Below are 16999 nucleotides of genomic sequence, written 5' to 3'. Positions count from 1 at the left end.
AGCGAATAAACCACATCATCAAGTGCCAGGTTGGCGCAGAAAGGCCATGGCACGCTTATCCCGAGCATAGGCCACATTGATACGCACCCAGGAAGCGTTGTCGCCCTGGGGATAGAAAACGTGGCCGGAAGACAGACTGATCCCGGCTTCCTGTGCATTGGCAACCAGTTGGTTCGAAGACGCAACATGCGGATGCCGGGCCCAGATGAACATGCCGCCAGCCGGCTCGGCGAAGACTTCCCAGCCGGATTCCTTGACCAGGTTGAGTGTCGCCGCCATCTGGCCTGAAAGTTTTACTCTGACTCTTTCCACCAGCTTCCGATAAGTGCCATTCTGAAGCATGGTCGTCACCACCCTCTCGGCAAACTGGGATGCTGTAATGCTGGTCAGCATCTTGATATCCACCAATTGCTTCAACAATGCCGGCTCGGCAGCAATGAAACCCACTCGAAGTGAACACGACAGTGTCTTGGAAAAGCTGCCGAGATAGATGACGCGCTGCAACCCATCCAAGGCTGCAATACGTATTGTGGGGTCATGCTGAAAATCTGCGTAGATGTCATCCTCGACAATGTGGAAGTCGTGGCTCTCGGCCAGTTGCAGGATACGATGAGCAACCGTTGGTCCCAGCGTCGTACCGGTCGGGTTCTGAAACACGCTATTGGTGAAAAACAGTCTTGGCTGATGATGCTTGAGGAGATACTCCATCCTCTCGACATCGGGGCCATCTTTCAGTCTGGGAACACCAATCACATTGACACGATGCAGTCGAAGCAGCCCGAACAGATTGTAATAGCCCGGCGATTCGACAAATACACTATCGCCGGGTTTCAACATCAACCGGGCAACCAGGTCCAGGGCATAACTCCCCCCACCCGTCAGCATGATCTGGTTGGCATCGGCCGAGATGCCCAACAACCTGAGGCGCTCTTGTATGAGCACTCTCAACTGAGGCATTCCCATCGGGGTGCCGTAATCAAAAATGCCAGGGCGACTTTGCCGAGTGACCTGGCGAATGGCATACGCCAGCTCGTCTCCTTCGCGATAGGCACTGGGCAACCAACCGCATCCTAGTTTCAGGCGGGTTTCATCGTCCTGAAAGAGATTCCACATTTCACTGGTCACCTCTTCCAGGCTGGTCGCGTCGGCCCCTTTCTTGAGCAAGGCATCGGAGGCACCGTCAGCAACGAAAAAGCCCGATCCCGGCCTGGAACGCACCAGTCCCTGGGCGATGAGGTGCTCATAGGCCTCAATGGCGACGTTACGACTGACGCCAAGCTCACTCGAAAGCCTACGGATCGATGGCAGTCGGGTACCACCACCGGCGCCATTCAGTGCGACCCACTCACGCATGCCCTCCACGACCTGTAATGCCAGAGGTCGTCCAGAGCATCTGTCTACCTTCAGTTGCATGAATGGCAAGCTTCCTTCAGCAAAATGCGCTCTTCAATCAGATACTTCCTTCAACCAAATATCGGATCACTTGATATCAACTGCAGAAATACCAGAACAGTGATTGCCAACTGTAATCCAAGGTTTTATCAGCATCGTGCGAGACTGCCATAAAAAGCATTTTGCTTACTTATCAAGGTGTCCTATGTCTCGTTTCAACGCGCTTCGGCTTGCCTTTGCGTTGTGCATGATCACTACAGCGGTCAATCTCCAGGCTCCTCTTTACCATGCACTGGCGGAAGAAGATGGTGCAGGTGTCGGGGCGACTACCATCGCTTTTGCCTGTTATGTCGTCGGCATAATGCCGGTCTTGCTGGCATTGAGCGGATTGCCGGACAAGCTGGGACGACGGCCTTTGATTGTCACCGCCCTGTGCCTGAGCCTGCTGGCCACGGCCCTCACCATCATCGCGCCGGGTCTGGTGACACTGGGTGCCGCCCGCTTCCTGATGGGCATCGGCGCAGCACTGCTTTCCGCGGCAGCTCCCGCCTACATGCTCCAGCTGTTCAAGGGACAGGACAAGAGAGTGGCAGCCAACTGGGTCACAGCCAGCACGTCGCTTGGCTTTGGCCTGGGCGCGGCGGTGACCAGCCTGTTCATCATGCACTCGCCCAGCCTGACACCTCCAAGCCTATGGCTGTATCTGGCTGCGGCAACGCTGGCACTCGTGCTGGTGGCTGGCGTACCCGACACCTCAGCGAGACAGCACCATATCAAGATGCTGCGTCTGCCTGCCTATCCCGCAGGCACCCTGCCATTCGGGTTGGCTATCCTGCTGGCCTGGGCCACCGTGGGACTGGTGATTGCCATCCTGCCATCGACCCTGGCCCAGCATGGCCTGTCGTCCTGGTCGGGCTTTGCCACCTTTGGTATCTGCAGCTGCGGTGTATTGTTCCAGCCCTGGGCGCGCAAGCTGAGCCCGGCGATATCAACACAACTGGGTTTGGTGATACTGCCACTGGCCTTTGCCCTGATTGCCTGGGGAGCGCTGCAAGGTTCGCTGATAACCGTGCTCACGGGTACCGTGGCGGCCAGCAGCGCCTGCTATGGTTTCATCTACCTCGGCGGCATGAGCGGTGTATTGGCCAAGGCAGGGGAAGAGCAACATTCACGGGCCAGTGCAGGATTTTTCCTGATGGCCTATATCGGCTTCAGCCTGCCGGTGGTCTTTACCGGCGCCTTGATCGATCACTTCGGGCACGACACAGCTTTCAAGTTGTTCGGAGCCATCCTGCTGGCCGGCGTCATGGCTGTCAGTTGGATACTGCGCCTGAGCCACATGCCGAACAGGCAAACCGGAGAGGCATCCGTGCGCCAGGACTGAACCGGCCACGCCTCAAGTGTCCTCGACCTCGGCCGCCATCAGTCGATAGCCAACGCCGGACTCTGTCTGGATCAGTTCCGACTGCTCGGAACTATCCCCCAGCTTCTGGCGCAAACGGCTGATGACGATACGCAGGTAATGGGTGTCATGCTGATGCACGGGGCCCCAGATATCCTTGAGTATCTGGGCCTGGGTGACCACGCGCCCAGGAAACTCGGCCAACAACGCCAGTACGGAGTACTCCTTGGGTGTCAGCTTCACAGCTTTCCCGGACAGGGTGATACGCCGATCATCCAGGTCAATGACCAGATCCCCCGCCTGCAAGCGCCGAACCTTGGCAACACCACTGGTCTGGCGACGATAACGCAACACCGCGCGCACCCTGGCCAGCAGTTCCTGGATACCGAAGGGTTTGGTCACATAATCATTGGCTCCAGCATCCAGGGCCATGACCTTTTCATCCTCCGATGCTCTCACCGACACGACCATCACCGGGACATCACTCTGGGCGCGGATGGCACACAATACATCGTGGCCGTCCACGTCAGGCAGCCCAAGGTCGAGCAGCACCACATCGGGCTTGTCGTTCAACGCCCTCAGCAAGGCTTGCTCACCGTTTTCAGCTTCAATGACGTCGAAGCCCTGGGAGCTGAGGCTGATACGCAGAAAACGGCGAATCTGCAGCTCATCATCGACGACAAGGACACGATTTTGATCAACACTCATCCGCTGCCTCGCTCTCCTGTGGTCCCGGTGGAGAATCCTCCAAGGGTAGGTGAATGATGATACAGGTACCGACTCCGGTCGGGTTGCCTTCAGCCCTGATCGAGCCCCCATGGGCTCCTATCATCCCGCGGCATATTGCCAGTCCCAGGCCACTGCCATGGCGACCACGGTCGCCTTCTCCTCCACTGAAGAACATGTCGAATACCCGCTCACGCATCTCCTCGGGGATACCCGGCCCCTGGTCACAGATACAAATCACCATGTCGCTGCCTTTCTGCTCGGCAACGATGCGAATGTCATCACCGGGTTTCGAAATGTCGTCACTGGGTTTCGAATAGCGCGCCGCATTTTCTATGATATTGACCAGCGCCTGTTCGATCAGCGCAGGATGCACATACAAGAGTGGCAGGTCCACCGCCCAATGGCGCGTGACATGCAGCTTGGCCAGAGGCGCACCGAGGCGTTTGAGCGCCGAATTGACCAGGTCAGGCAACGTTACCCAATCCCGCTCGATCTTCATCGCACCATGGCCAAGGCGAGTCATATCCAACAGGTTCTGGATATATCGGTTGAGGCGTTCGCTTTCACCCAGTACACCATCGAGAAGCTCACGCTTGTCCTCGCTGGACAACTGCTCATCCAGATCGCGCAGGGAGCTGGCCGCACCGATGATCGATGCCAGTGGCGTACGTAAGTCATGAGACACCGAAGACAGCAACGCTGAACGCAGGCGCTCGTTCTCTTCCGCCATCCTCGCCGCACTCAAGTCGCTGACCATGCGAGTACGCGCCAGCGCCGTCGTCAGTTGATTGAGCAGCGTATCGATGAGCATTTCCTGCTCGTAGACCAATGGTGCCTGGCGATCGGCCAGGGCCAGCCCGACGACACCCAGCACAACATCCTTGTCGACCAGTGGAATGAAGCGCCAGCGCTGAGATGACAGCGTATCAGAGCCATATCCGCTGGGGCGCTGATGATAATAGGTCCACATCGCCGCCTGGCGGGCCGTAGCATCCAAATTCAATACACCGGGGCGGGACTCGCTCAAATGCAGTTCATCATCCTCTGCCGTACTTTCGAGATACACCGTAGGTACCTGCAGCCAATCGGCCAGCGTGGCGACACCGACCTGCCGCACACCAGAATGATCGGCCGCCACCGACAAGGCACGGGAAAACTGCAACAGCTTCTGGGTCTGGTCGCGGCTCTCACGCAGCGCAATGAGTTGGCGCCGGGCATGACCGGCCAACTGCCCTCCTATCATGGCCACGGCAAGAAAGAACACCACCGAAAGCAGTTGATGGCGGTGGTCCATGAACAGGGTGTAGCGTGGTTCAGTGAAGAGGAAATTGTAGGCCAGGAAGCTCAGTCCAGCGCACAGCATGGCCGCCCGAGTTCCGCTAAAGGCGGCCACCACCAGCACACCCGTGAGAAACACCAGGGAAACATTGGCCAGTTCCATCACCCGATCAATGCCCAGCGCAATTGCCAGTGTTGCCGGCAACACGGCCAACGGTACCCAGTATTCGCGCCGGCTAAGGGAAAGCCATGAACGTTCAAACAACGTAAAGGGCTTGCTCTGCTTGCACCTCCCGCTTTCGGAGACGATGACCAGGTCGAAGTCCCGCGCGACCTTGAGCAATTTGCTGCCCAGGGAGCGGTGCCAGAAACGCCATGGTCGAGACACCGCACGTCCGATGACCAGAGTAGTGATGTTGTTACGCCGAGCGTAATCGAGAAGTTCCATCAGGCGGCTCTGGCCGGCCAGGATGACAACCTCGCCACCCAATCTCTCGACCAGTTGGCTGGAGCGCTCCAGCTCCAGATGTATCGCTGGTGTATCGAGGCCTGTATCGACATGCACTGCCCGCCAGGAGGCATGTTGTCGTTCCGCCATGCGATGTGCTGCACGAATCAGGCTGGTATCTTCCGGGCGCCCGCTAAGGGCAACGAGGACCTTCGGCCGTACTGGCCAGGGCCCCTCCACACCGCGCACTCCCATGGAGTCACGCACATCCGCGTCCACCCGCTCGGCCATGGTCTGCATGGCCAGCTCACGCAAGGCAGTCAGGTTCGCTTCACTGAAGAAGCTGTCCAGCGCCGCCCTGGCCTGCTCAGGAACATACACCTTGCCTTGCTGGAGACGCTGGATCAGTTCATCAGGGGTCAGGTCGATCAAGGTGATGTCCCGGGCCCGACTGATCAAGGAGTCCGGTATCGTCTCTCGCATGCGGATACCCGTGACCCGGGCGACGATATCGTTGAGGCTTTCGATATGCTGGACATTGAGCGTGGTCCACACATCGATACCCGCATCGAGCAAGTCCTCGATATCCTGGTAGCGCCGCGGGTGGCGGCTGCCAGGGATATTACGATGGGCCAGTTCGTCGACCAGGATGATATCCGGGGCCCGAGCCAGGGCGGCATCCAGATCGAACTCATGGAAACTGCGCCCACGATACATCCGCTCGGCCAGAGCCAGCCGCTCGATGCCCTCGCACAGTTGTTCGGTCTCTACCCTCCCGTGAGACTCGATCACGCCGATGACGATTTCATCACCCTGCGCACAGCGCTCCTGGGCTGTGCGCAACATGCCATAGGTCTTGCCGACCCCCGGAGCGGCGCCAAGAAAGATACGCAAACAGCCGCGCGCCTCACGGCGCGCGGACTTGAGCAAGGCATCAGGATCAGGGCGAGGCACTTCCTGACTTCCCGGTTTCTTCATCCTGCTTCCTTGAACAGAGATTTTCTGACGCGTCGGAGAATGCCGCATGAGCACCGCGCAGGCATTTATGCAGTGTTTCCCTAACGGGCATCGAGCGCCAAATTCAACCTCAACACATTGACCAGTGGCTTACCGAGCCAACCACCATCATCGATGGCTGCACTGATCATGCTATCGACTTCAGACTCGCTCAAACCTCGCTGCTGCGCCACTCGTGCGCGCTGCGCCTGAGCTGCCTCGAGAGAAATATGCGGATCGATTCCCGAACCGGAAGCCGCCAGCAGATCCACCGGAATCTGCCCGGCCACCAGGCCGTCCCGAGTCTGCAGCCGCTGCGCCTCGTCCAGGGCTCGCTGACGCAGTTGCGGGTTGCTCGGTGCCAGGTTCGAGCCTGACACTCCATCAGCAGCATAGTCCGCCGCCGATGGCCGTCCATGGAAATATCTTGCTTCCTGGAAACCCTGGCCAACCAGGGCCGAACCTACCACTTTCCCCTCACGGTCGTATAGCAGCGAACCCGTTGCCTGGTGGGGAAAGAGCGCCCCTCCGACAAGAGTGACCGCCAAGGGATAAATCAGTCCCAGCAATAGTGCCAGCACCACGACCAGACGCAGTGATACCCACCAGGAAGTACGTGACATAGAAAACGTTGTCATGACATGGCTCCTATTCTCCATATCCTTGCATCGCAAGCCCAATTCACGAACCAGAGCCTCACAGAAACGCAGCGATGATCAGATCCAGCAATTTGATCGCAGGAAACGGCAGCAGCACACCGCCCAAGCCGTAAATCAACAGGTTGCGTCGTAATAGTTGTGTCGCCGAGGAAGCCTTGAAGCGCACCCCACGAAGCGCGAAGGGAATCAGTGCCGGAATCACCAGAGCGTTGAAGACCACCGCCGCCAGCACAGCGGACTCCGGCGAATGCAGGCCGAGGATATCCAGGGCTCCCAGCGCGGGGATGCTGGCCGCGAAAATGGCCGGCAGGATAGCGAAATACTTGGCCACATCGTTGGCCAGGGAGAACGTCGTCAAGGCGCCCCTGGTGATCAGCAACTGCTTGCCGATCTCCACCGCTGCCAGCAACTTGCCGGGATCGGAATCGAGATCCACCATGTTGCCCGCTTCCCGGGCTGCCTGGGTACCGGAATTCATCGCCAGTCCCAGGTCGGCCTGAGCAAGCGCCGGGGCATCATTGGTACCATCGCCCATCATCGCCACCAGACGCCCCTTGGCCTGCTCTTCGCGGATGACTTCCAGCTTGCGCTCCGGCGTGGCCTCGGCAATATAGTCATCGACACCCGCTTCAGCCGCGATGGTTGCAGCGGTAAGGGGGTTGTCACCTGTCACCATCACCGTCTTGACGCCCATCTCACGCAACTGGACGAAGCGCTCGGCAATGCCGGCCTTGATCACATCGGACAGTGCGATCACCCCAAGCAGCCGGTCTTCCTCGGCAACCGCCAATGGCGTGGCACCATCGCGGGAAATACGCTCGACCAGGCGCATATAATCATCAGGCAGTCGGCCACCGTTATCCTCGACAAAAGCCGCAATGGCATTGGGTGCCCCCTTGCGCAGCCGGATGCCATCGGCCAGATCCACACCCGACAGCCGAGTCGATGCCGAGAACGGCAGAAAATCGGCCCCGGTAGACAAGGTCGCCTGGGTGCCCTGGTCCCGAGCAAGACTGACAATGGAACGTCCTTCCGGGGTGGGGTCGTCCACGGAACATTGATAAGCCACATCACGCAGGTGTGCCACGGCAACACCGCCACAGGGAGAGAACTCCGTGGCCTTGCGATCCCCCAGGGTAATGGTACCGGTCTTGTCCAACAGCAGCGTATCGATGCTGCCGGCAATCTCCACTGCCTTGCCAGACTTGGCGATCAGGTTGGCACGCATCGCTCGTTCCATGCCGGCGATGCCAATTGCCGGCAGCAGGCCACCGATAGTGGTTGGAATCAGACACACCAGCAACGCCACCAGCATCACCGGCGACGGCGTGACGCCAATGAACTCGGCCATCGGCACCAGCGTGACCACCACGATCAGGAACATCAGGGTCAGCGTGGACAGCAACACAGACAGCGCCAGCTCACTGGGTGTTTTCTGCCGACTGGCGCCTTCCACCAGTGCAATCATGCGATCAAGCAAGGACTCGCCCGGGTCAGCACTGACTTCAATGACCAGCTCATCGGAGAGCAGCTTGGTACCGGCATTGACCCCGCTGCTGTCAGTGCCGGCCTCTCGCAATACGGGAGCCGACTCACCAGTGACCGCCGACTCGTTGATCGAGCCCGCGCCCTCGATGATCTCGCCATCGGCGGGAATCAGCTCGCCAGCACGCACCCGGACCTGATCGCCTCGACGCAGGTCGTCGGCAGGAACGAGGTATTCCCGGCCTCCCTTGTCGAGCCTGCGCGCCTTCAGTTGTCCCTTGGTGGCCCTGAGGCTTCCCGCATGGGCCTTGCCTCGAGACTCCGCCAGGGCTTCTGCGCCATTGGCAAACAGCACAGTGGCCCACAGGATCAAGGTCACCGACAAGGAAAACCAGACACTGGTACCTCGAACCAGAGCCAGGCCGGTGTAAAGCGCACATACCAGGGTGCCTACCACGACCACGGCCATGACCGGATTGCGTGCCAGGGCCCGGGGGCTGAACCGGCGCAGGGATTCCACCATCAGCTCACGGCCATGCAACCTCATGGTGTCATGTTGTGGTGCCTGGCTCGTATGACTGGATAAGGACATGTCTTTCCACTCCTCAGCAATAGACTTCAAAAGGCCAGCACTCAGAAAGCCAGACTCAGTTGTTCTGCCACGGGTCCCATGACCAGGACCGGCAGAAAGCCGAGCAGGTTGATGATGACGATGACGCCTGCGGTCAATCCTGCAAAGGCAGCGCTGTCCATTGACAGAGTGCCGCGTCCGGCCGGAGCGGTGCGCTTCTGTGCCAGCCAGGCGGCCACCGCCAGAGGCGCCAGCATGGGCAAGAAACGCCCAGCCAACAGGGCAAGTCCACAGCTCAGGTTCCACCACGGCGTGTCATCGCCCAGGCCTTCAAAACCGGAACCATTGTTGGCAAAGGCCGAGGTGTACTCGTAGAGCACCTGAGACAAGCCATGGAAGCCCGGATTGGAGTTGCCGGTCAGGCTCGGAAACGCCAGGGTGATCGCGGTCAGCCCAAGGACCACCAGCGGCTGGGCCAGGATGGCCAGGGATATCCAGCGCATCTCCCGGGTTTCCAGCGGCTTGCCGAGAATCTCGGGCGCGCGTCCGATCATCAGGGAGCCGATGAAAGCGGCCAGCATGAGATACAACAGGTAACCGATCAGACCGACACCAACCCCACCGAAGGTGACGTTGACGAACATGTCCATCAATTCCACCAGCCCACCCATGGGATTGAAGCTGTCATGCATGGCATTGACCGAACCGTTCGAGGTCTGGGTCGTCCAGCTCCCCCACAGGGCCGACATTTCAGGCCCGAAGCGCAGTTCCTTGCCCTCCATGTTGGCGCTGCCAGACAGTGCCAACCCGGAGAAAGCAGCATTGGGCGCACGCTCCGAGATGATCGCCGATGATGTCGATATCAACGAGAACACCAGCATTACCGTACCAATGCCGAACAGCAGCCGTCTGCGTCCGGTCATCACGCCAACGGCAATCAGCAATGCCACCGGAAACAGCAACAGGGAGACGGTCTCGATCACATTGGCCAGGGCCGTCGGGTTCTCCAGCGGTACGCTGGAGTTGGGCCCATACCAGCCACCGCCATTGGTACCGAGCTGCTTGATCGCCACCATGGCGGCCACCGGTCCACGCGGGATCACCTGACTTTCACTGACGCTGGCATCCAACGGTTGCACCACCTCGGCACCATGTAGCGTGCTCGGCACCCCTTGCCAGCTCAGCAGCAAGGCAACCACCGCCGCCACTGGCAGCATCGCGCGCACCAGGGTACGAACCAGATCGCGATAGTAGTTCCCGACATCAATGGGCGTATTCCCTTGTGCCCCGGCATCCGTTGCCGTTTCAGCATCCTTGCGCTTGAGCAGAACCCGGGCAATGGCGACCAGCACTGCCAGGCCGGTTGCAGGAGTGACGAATTGCAGAGTGACGATAGCCAGTGTCTGGCTGAGATAGGACAGCTGTGCCTGGCCCGAGTAGTGCTGCTGGTTGGTATTGGTGGCAAACGAAATCGCCGTGTGCAGCGCCGTGTCCCAGGACATTCCCGGAATGTCGTCTGGATTGAGCGGCAAGATCCCTTGGGCCATGAACGTCACCCAAGCCAGGATGATCATCAGCACATGCAGTTTGATCACCGCCCAGGCATAGCTTTTCCAGGACATGCCGCTACCAGCATCGACACCTGCCAAACGGTACAGCAGCGCCTCTATCGGCCAGAACAGCCGGTCCAGACGTGATGCCCTGGGGCTGTCATCCAGGCAACGGGCCAGATACAGCCCAAGGGGAAACGCCAAGATAAATACCAGGGCGTAGCAGAGCATGACATTGTTCATCGTTGTCTCCCGAACTCCATGAATGCGTCAGAAGCGCTCGGGCCACAGCAACGAGGCGAACAGATATCCTCCCATCAACAGGGAGAGCGCAAGTAACAACCATTGCATGACCTAGACTCCTTGAAAGGTAAGCCAGGCCAGCTTAGGAAGTAGCAGCGTAAAAATTCGATGCCGATTTTCGGGCTAAAGCGTAAAAAGAAGGTAAAGACCCCGGCACTGCCACGGCCCTTGGTTTGAAAAGCGGAGGGATGAGCTTGAGAACTCAGAAGATTGAGAGCTCAGAAGATTGAGAGAAGGATGCTCGGAGGAACGAACCGAACCGAAACAAGGCCCGCCCCTCCGCAATAAGCCCATGACACTACCGTCACGAGCCTCCAGCTATGGCATCACTCTGTTTCCAGCGGTGCTCCCCAGGTTGTCAGCTCAGCGTCACTCCAGTCACCGTAGGCCGCGTTTGGCAGCACAATCCAGTCCTGGCCGAAACGCTCGGCATTCTCCTTGACGAGCGCATGCTGACCCGCCAGATCCGCATCGGCAAACTTGCCATCGAAATCGTGCAGTGAGTCTCCCAGCTGCATGACCAGAGTATGCTCGTCAGCGACCTTGGCCCTGCGTTCCGCCTTGGGTGGCCCCAGCAACATGACGCTGTCTTCAGAGACCTGGGGCAAATCCAGCGCTTCAAGGGTAGCGATGGTATCGGCTTCGTTTTCCTGATAACGGTCCGATATGTAGAAGATGGTCACGCCCTTCTCATCGGCATAGTCGAGGAATGCCTTGGCACCAGGGATCAGGCGGGGATCACCTTCACGCTCCCAATGCTTCCAGGTATCCCAGGTGGTGTAGTCATGGCACTCGGCCATGTCCCGTGCCAGCAGCGGTGAGTTATCCAGCACGGTTTCATCCAGATCGGTAATGATCGCCAGATCAGCGTCTTCACCATGTTCTTCGATCTGCTCCTTGAGCCGGTATGTGGCCAGAGCAAAGCCCTGGCGCTGCAACGCTTCGGCCTCTGCAGACTGCTGTTGGTAGCGCAGCCCCATGGAATAGGCCTTTTGCGTACAGATGGCATCATCGGCCAGCGCCTGGCCTGCCGCCAGGGAAGCCACCAGTCCAGTGACGGCAGCAGCAGGCCACAGAAGGTTACGATGCTTATGCAGAGAGGGATGTATCAACTTGGTTCTCCTTGTTATACAGGCTCCCGATCGCTTTCCGACGAGAGACACTCAATGACGATGCATGCTTGGATAAAGTCTCAAGTGCCCTTTGAGCCTATTTTATGTTGATTGATCATTCAAATTAAAAACATGAATCTTCGCTCACGCACAAGGCTTGCTGACTGCAGCAAAATTCTGAAGCACGACCATATCGAGCTGCCTTTTCCCGTTGCCTTATGGCCCACAAACTTCCCTGCTAGAATGCGCCATTCCTCACTTTTTCTTAAGGCAGTGCCGTGCTACCTCTGCTGGCCGAGCGCACCTCCATACACCTGGAACGCTCTCCCAAATCTCCCAAGTACCTGTGCCTGCGCGATGCGATCATCGAGTTGATCGTGGAGGGGCACTTGAGCGAAGGCACGCGCCTGCCAACCGAACAGGAGTTGGCGGCGAACCTGCCCGTCAGCCTGGGCACGGTACAAAAAGCCCTGCGGGAACTGGTGGATAGTGGTGATCTCTACCGTCGCCGTCGCGTTGGCACATTCGTTGCCGGTGGCGATCATCGCCGCGAAATCACCACTCCCGCTTTCCGTTTCCTGCGCCCTGATGGCACCAGGGTACGTATGGTCTTCATCCATTTGCTGAAACGTGAGCATGTGCTTCGCCAGGGAACCTGGAGCGACATCCTGGGAGAATGCCCGAGCGGCTATGTCCGCTTGATACGCCAGGATCGTATCGATGGCGCCTTTGACTGCCATACCGAGATACACCTGCGGGCGGACATGGCATCTACCCTGCTGGAAGCTGATGCAGAAGCCCTGGAACACGAAAGCATCCTGCCTTTGCTGGAAACCCAGGGCCGGGTGACACTCAGCCATGCCGAGAATCGCCTGCGCATGGTGCGCCTGCCCAAGACCATCGCCAGGATCATGCACCCCGGCCACGATACGTCCTCTGCCACCGGCCTGAGGCTGGAAACCTTCTATTGCCTGGCAGATGACACCCCTGTCGCCTGGCAGGTCATGCATATTCCCAGCAATGATTACAGCCTGTCCCTGAATACTGCACTGCGCTGATCCATCAGTCTTCTTTTCTGAACCTCCCATAAATTCAATACATTACCCCCACTTCATCTGTGTGAGAGCACGGACATGGGGGATGTTTTGCCTCTCCATTACTATGTAGTATTTGACAGTCGGGTTGCCGTCCCTATACTGGGACCTCATCGGATCAAATAAAAAACAAAGTTTCATAATTGAAACAATAATACCCATCCCCGACCGATGAGGACTGCATCATGAGTTGGACGACTGTCTGCAAGACCGACCAGGTTCAGGAAGACTTCCCCTACTCCGCCAAGATCGATGGCAAGGAAATCGGCGTCTATGTCCTCGACGGCGACTACTACGCCCTGGAAGACGTCTGCCCCCATGCCTATGCCCTGCTGTCGCAAGGTTTTGTCGAGGATGGACAGGTCGAGTGCCCCCTGCACGAAGCGACTTTCGACATCCGCACCGGCAAGTGCCTACGCGAGCCGGCTGACCGCGACCTTCACGTCTATCCGGTCCGCATCATCGACAACGAAGTACAACTCCAGACCAGCGAGGAGAGCTGAACCGTGGCGCATCAAGACTACAACCCACAATTGAAGAGCTGGCAGCGCATCATCCCTTCCACTGAGCCCGGGCAAGGCTATATCGAGCCCCCTGGCGGATTTGCCAATCCTGTCTGGCAGACTCGCGCCAATGTGCCAGGTGAGTTCGAGATAGATCTGCTGGCAGCCCTCGAAGAAGTGTTTAGCGATGGCGTGACCGAGCTAGATGCCTTGGTCGAAGGTCTCAATGCCCGCCAGCACCGTGACCGTCATGGCCAGGCCTGGACCCAGGAAAGCTTCCTCCAGGAAATGGCCGTCCTCGGATAGAAGTCTCCTCTTCCTGTTCCATTTCCCTATCGCATAATCCAAACAACGAGGTCGAGTCATGACCACAGCACCCTCTTCTGACACCAACGTGCAAGACAATATTCAGGACTACCTGGACAACGGTCTGCGCTCCTTGTGGTATCCCGTCGCCGCCAGTTGGGAAGTCGGCAGCAACCCTGTCGGCATCACCCGTCTGGGTGAGAACCTGGCCCTGTGGCGCGATCACGACGGCACCCTGCATGCCATCGAGGACCGCTGCCCGCACCGCGGCGCGCGACTGTCCAAGGGCTGGAACCTGGGCAACCGCCTGGCCTGCTGGTACCACGGTGTCGAAGTCAATGGTGAAGGCGAAGTCTGTGATGTCCCGGCCATCAGCAATAGTCCCCTGGTGGGCCAGAACTGCGTACGCCGCTATCCCGTCAAGGAAGCGCATGGCGCCATCTTCGTCTACTTCGCTACCACGCCGGACGAGCAGCCCTGCGAGCTCGAACTGCCCGAACAGCTGACCGATGGCGAAAGCTATGGTCACTTCCTGTGCACCGCCACCTGGAAGTGCAACTACCAATACGCCATCGACAACGTCATGGACCCGATGCACGGCACCTACCTGCACTCGGATTCCCACTCCATGGCCGAGGGTGATCGTCAGGCCGAGATGGTGCTTGAGCCCACCGAAAGCGGTTTCATCTTCAAGAAGACCGGCCAGACCGGCGTCAACTTCGACTGGGTGGAATACGGCAATAGCGGCGCGCTTTGGCTACGCCTGTCGATCCCCTACCAGAAACGTTTCGGACCAGGTGGTCCGTTCTGGATCGTCGGCATGGCCGTCCCTGAGGACAAGAACAACACCCGAGTGTTCTTCTGGCGGATCCGCAAGGTCAGCGGCTGGCAGCGTCAGGTATGGCGCTTCTTCTACCGCACCAAGCTCGAGCAGCTGCACTGGGACGTGCTGGAGCAGGACCGCATCATTCTCGAGGACATGGCTCCAGATGCCCGCGATCACGAGAACCTCTATCAGCATGATGTCGGACTGGCCCGCCTGCGCCGTGTGATGCTGAAAATGGCCAAGCAGCAGTTGGCCCAGCGCCAGCAGGCGGCCTGACATGCCCCGAATGCTCGCAGACAAACGCATCCTGGTCACCGGCGCTGCTCGCGGCCTGGGCCGCAATATTGCCGAAGCCGCTGCCCGTGAAGGGGCACGGCTGGTCATCAGCGATATCCTCAAGCAAGAGCTGAATGCCACGGCCGAGGCATTGCGTGAAAGCGGTGCTGAAGTGGAAGCCCTGGTCATCGATCAGGCCGACCCAGCTTCCATCGAAGACGGCATGGCACGCATCGGCAGCCAGGGCCCCCTGCATGGACTAGTCAATAACGCCGCCATCGCCACTGGCGTGGGTGGCGATACCCTCATGGACTACGACATGGACCTGTGGGACCGGGTCATGAGCGTCAACGTGCGCGGTCCCTGGCTGATGACCCGCGCTGCCGTTCCTCTGCTCGAGCGCAGTGGCAACGGCCGGATCGTCAATCTGGCCTCGGATACCGCCCTTTGGGGAGCCCCCAAGTTGATGGCTTACGTTGCCAGCAAAGGCGCCGTGATCTCCATGACCCGTGCCATGGCGCGTGAACTCGGAGAGCAACATATCTGCGTCAATGCCGTAGCCCCGGGACTGACCCACTGTGAAGCGACCGCATACGTTCCCCAGGAACGTTATGACTTCTATGCCCAAGGGCGAGCCCTGAAACGCGAACAGCAGCCAGACGATGTGAGCGGCACCGTTCTCTATCTGCTGTCGGACTGGGCGGCATTCGTTACCGGGCAGGTCATCCCGGTCAACGGCGGTTTCGTCTTCAACTGAGGAATGGCGAACATGACAAGTGACATCCAGCGCATCGTCGTCATTGGCGGCGGTCAGGCCGGCGGCTATGCCTGCAAGGCACTACGCAGCGAAGGTTTCCAGGGCCAACTGATGGTCGTGGCCGACGAGCCTCACGACTTCTATGAACGCCCTCCCTTGTCCAAGGGCGTGATCACTGCCCAGGAACCGCTGCCAAGGCTGTTTCCCGCGGATAGCCTGGCGGCACTCGATATCGACTGGCACCGTCCACAGCGGGCCACACGCATCGACCGGGACGCCCGCCAGGTGGAACTCAACGACGGCACTCGCCTGAATTATGACCGCCTGCTGATTGCCACGGGTAGTCGGCCTCGACTACCCGTGGAAGAGTGGGCTGGCATTGGCAACGTCATGACGTTGCGTTCCTGGGATGATGCCTGCCAACTCAAGGAACGCCTGGAGGGCAGTCGGCGCGTTGGCGTCATCGGCGGTGGCTGGATCGGCCTCGAAGTGGCCTCCAGCGCCCGCAAGCTGGGTATGGAAGTGGATGTGTTCGAACGTGCCCCTGCACTCTGCGGGCGCAGCGTGGGCCCTGAAGTGGCCGAGGCCATCCGCGAGCTTCACCAGCAACACGGTGTCGGACTGGAGCTGGAACGCCAGGACATCCAACTCGACGAAGCACAGGACGGCCGAGTCACGATCCTGGCCGACGGACAGGCGCATGAGCCGTATGACCTCATCGTCGTGGGAACCGGGGTGACCATCAATCTGGAACTGGCACGCGAGGCAGGGCTCAAGACCGAGCAGGGCATTGTCATCGACGCTGCCGGCCAGACGTCAGATCCGTATATCTTCGCCGCCGGTGATGTCGCCCAGCATCCCCATCTGGGGCTCTGCCTGCAATCCTGGGCCTATGCCCAGAACCAGGCACGCGTAGTGGCCGATGCCATGCTTGGCAAGGAAGCCCATTACGACGAGCCAGCCTGGCTGTGGTCTGACCAGCACGGCGTCAATATCCAGATTCTTGGTGTTCCCAGCGGTGAGACCCACTGCGTGGTGCGCAAGGAAGCCCAAGGTCCTGTGTTCTTCTACCTGGATCAGGACAACCGCCTGGTGCAGATGGTGGCCTTCGACCAGCCCAGGGCAATCAAGCTTGGTAAACGCTGGATGAGTGCCGGACGCACTCTCGATCCGCAGTCGCTGGAAGACCCCGACTTCAACCTGATGCAGCTGCGCTGAGCGCCCATAGCAAGCGACCGATACGACTAGCCCCTGAGGAAGCGCCCGCATTTATTTATGCAGTGTTTCCCTGACAACACCTATAACAATCAAG

At 59.1% G+C, this 16999-nt stretch carries 15 protein-coding genes; 7 read left to right on the top strand and 8 right to left on the bottom strand.

The genetic code is table 11. The features are described from left to right. Window positions 1–18: 18 nt before the first annotated feature. The gene (locus E4T21_RS01440) at window positions 19–1413 is read right to left on the bottom strand and encodes an aminotransferase-like domain-containing protein (protein WP_205423440.1); all 1395 of its coding nucleotides are present in this window, start codon (window positions 1411–1413) and stop codon (window positions 19–21) included. A gap of 184 nt (window positions 1414–1597) precedes the next feature. On the opposite strand from E4T21_RS01440, the gene E4T21_RS01435 reads away from it, so the two are divergent. Next, the gene (locus tag E4T21_RS01435; RefSeq protein ID WP_149282863.1) at window positions 1598–2776 is read left to right on the top strand and encodes an MFS transporter; all 1179 of its coding nucleotides are present in this window, start codon (window positions 1598–1600) and stop codon (window positions 2774–2776) included. Window positions 2777–2788: 12 nt separating this feature from the next. On the opposite strand, the gene E4T21_RS01430 is transcribed toward E4T21_RS01435, so the two are convergent. The 7 genes from E4T21_RS01430 to E4T21_RS01400 all read right to left on the bottom strand — a co-directional run bounded on the left by E4T21_RS01430 (window position 2789) and on the right by E4T21_RS01400 (window position 11889). Then, window positions 2789–3502, bottom strand: coding sequence for a response regulator (locus E4T21_RS01430; RefSeq protein ID WP_149282861.1), 714 nt, complete (start codon window positions 3500–3502; stop codon window positions 2789–2791). Beyond that, the gene (locus tag E4T21_RS01425) at window positions 3492–6227 is read right to left on the bottom strand and encodes a sensor histidine kinase (protein WP_149282859.1); all 2736 of its coding nucleotides are present in this window, start codon (window positions 6225–6227) and stop codon (window positions 3492–3494) included. Before E4T21_RS01425 ends, E4T21_RS01430 begins: the two co-directional genes overlap by 11 nt. An 80-nt stretch (window positions 6228–6307) precedes the next feature. After that, a complete protein-coding gene (gene kdpC, locus E4T21_RS01420) occupies window positions 6308–6883 on the bottom strand; it encodes a potassium-transporting ATPase subunit KdpC (RefSeq protein WP_187775081.1) in 576 nt (191 codons plus the stop codon). Between the two features lie 58 nt (window positions 6884–6941). Next, entirely contained in the window at window positions 6942–8981 is a 2040-nt protein-coding gene (kdpB, locus tag E4T21_RS01415) for a potassium-transporting ATPase subunit KdpB (RefSeq protein WP_338036110.1), read from the bottom strand. 41 nt (window positions 8982–9022) lie between these two features. Continuing rightward, window positions 9023–10753: a potassium-transporting ATPase subunit KdpA gene (gene kdpA / locus E4T21_RS01410; protein WP_149282855.1), complete on the bottom strand. Its 1731-nt coding sequence runs from the start codon at window positions 10751–10753 to the stop codon at window positions 9023–9025. Between the two features lie 27 nt (window positions 10754–10780). Further along, the gene (gene kdpF, locus E4T21_RS21630) at window positions 10781–10861 is read right to left on the bottom strand and encodes a K(+)-transporting ATPase subunit F (protein WP_149286976.1); all 81 of its coding nucleotides are present in this window, start codon (window positions 10859–10861) and stop codon (window positions 10781–10783) included. 278 nt (window positions 10862–11139) lie between these two features. Beyond that, window positions 11140–11889, bottom strand: coding sequence for a 5'-nucleotidase, lipoprotein e(P4) family (locus tag E4T21_RS01400; RefSeq protein WP_149286975.1), 750 nt, complete (start codon window positions 11887–11889; stop codon window positions 11140–11142). Window positions 11890–12203: 314 nt separating this feature from the next. Here E4T21_RS01400 and E4T21_RS01395 point away from each other — a divergent pair, with 314 nt between their 5' ends. From E4T21_RS01395 to E4T21_RS01370, 6 genes are all read left to right on the top strand, one after another. Further along, a complete protein-coding gene (locus E4T21_RS01395) occupies window positions 12204–12983 on the top strand; it encodes a GntR family transcriptional regulator (RefSeq protein WP_240349252.1) in 780 nt (259 codons plus the stop codon). A 221-nt stretch (window positions 12984–13204) separates the two neighbouring features. Beyond that, complete coding sequence (gene nirD / locus E4T21_RS01390) at window positions 13205–13522, top strand: nitrite reductase small subunit NirD (RefSeq protein ID WP_149282853.1); 318 nt, start codon at window positions 13205–13207, stop codon at window positions 13520–13522. Between the two features lie 3 nt (window positions 13523–13525). After that, window positions 13526–13828, top strand: coding sequence for a recombinase-like helix-turn-helix domain-containing protein (locus E4T21_RS01385; protein ID WP_149282851.1), 303 nt, complete (start codon window positions 13526–13528; stop codon window positions 13826–13828). A gap of 58 nt (window positions 13829–13886) precedes the next feature. After that, window positions 13887–14930, top strand: coding sequence for an aromatic ring-hydroxylating oxygenase subunit alpha (locus tag E4T21_RS01380; protein WP_149282848.1), 1044 nt, complete (start codon window positions 13887–13889; stop codon window positions 14928–14930). Window position 14931: 1 nt separating this feature from the next. Further along, the gene (locus E4T21_RS01375; RefSeq protein ID WP_149282846.1) at window positions 14932–15687 is read left to right on the top strand and encodes an SDR family oxidoreductase; all 756 of its coding nucleotides are present in this window, start codon (window positions 14932–14934) and stop codon (window positions 15685–15687) included. Between the two features lie 12 nt (window positions 15688–15699). Beyond that, the gene (locus E4T21_RS01370) at window positions 15700–16905 is read left to right on the top strand and encodes an NAD(P)/FAD-dependent oxidoreductase (RefSeq protein WP_149282844.1); all 1206 of its coding nucleotides are present in this window, start codon (window positions 15700–15702) and stop codon (window positions 16903–16905) included. The last annotated feature ends 94 nt before the right edge of the window (window positions 16906–16999 follow it).

Origin of the sequence: Halomonas binhaiensis (genome assembly GCF_008329985.2) — a bacterium.
GTDB lineage: Bacteria > Pseudomonadota > Gammaproteobacteria > Pseudomonadales > Halomonadaceae > Halomonas > Halomonas binhaiensis.
This window is presented reverse-complemented; position numbering and strand designations above follow the sequence as displayed.

Excerpts from the sequence above, each read along its gene's own strand:
- E4T21_RS01440 (WP_205423440.1), bottom strand. The coding sequence starts at position 1,413 with ATGCAACTGAAGGTAGACAGATGCTCTGGACGACCTCTGGCATTACAG.
- E4T21_RS01435 (WP_149282863.1), top strand. The coding sequence starts at position 1,598 with ATGTCTCGTTTCAACGCGCTTCGGCTTGCCTTTGCGTTGTGCATGATC.
- E4T21_RS01430 (WP_149282861.1), bottom strand. The coding sequence starts at position 3,502 with ATGAGTGTTGATCAAAATCGTGTCCTTGTCGTCGATGATGAGCTGCAG.
- E4T21_RS01425 (WP_149282859.1), bottom strand. The coding sequence starts at position 6,227 with ATGAAGAAACCGGGAAGTCAGGAAGTGCCTCGCCCTGATCCTGATGCC.
- kdpC (WP_187775081.1), bottom strand. The coding sequence starts at position 6,883 with ATGACAACGTTTTCTATGTCACGTACTTCCTGGTGGGTATCACTGCGT.
- kdpB (WP_338036110.1), bottom strand. The coding sequence starts at position 8,981 with ATGTCCTTATCCAGTCATACGAGCCAGGCACCACAACATGACACCATG.
- kdpA (WP_149282855.1), bottom strand. The coding sequence starts at position 10,753 with ATGAACAATGTCATGCTCTGCTACGCCCTGGTATTTATCTTGGCGTTT.
- kdpF (WP_149286976.1), bottom strand. The coding sequence starts at position 10,861 with ATGCAATGGTTGTTACTTGCGCTCTCCCTGTTGATGGGAGGATATCTG.
- nirD (WP_149282853.1), top strand. The coding sequence starts at position 13,205 with ATGAGTTGGACGACTGTCTGCAAGACCGACCAGGTTCAGGAAGACTTC.
- E4T21_RS01380 (WP_149282848.1), top strand. The coding sequence starts at position 13,887 with ATGACCACAGCACCCTCTTCTGACACCAACGTGCAAGACAATATTCAG.
- E4T21_RS01375 (WP_149282846.1), top strand. The coding sequence starts at position 14,932 with ATGCCCCGAATGCTCGCAGACAAACGCATCCTGGTCACCGGCGCTGCT.
- E4T21_RS01370 (WP_149282844.1), top strand. The coding sequence starts at position 15,700 with ATGACAAGTGACATCCAGCGCATCGTCGTCATTGGCGGCGGTCAGGCC.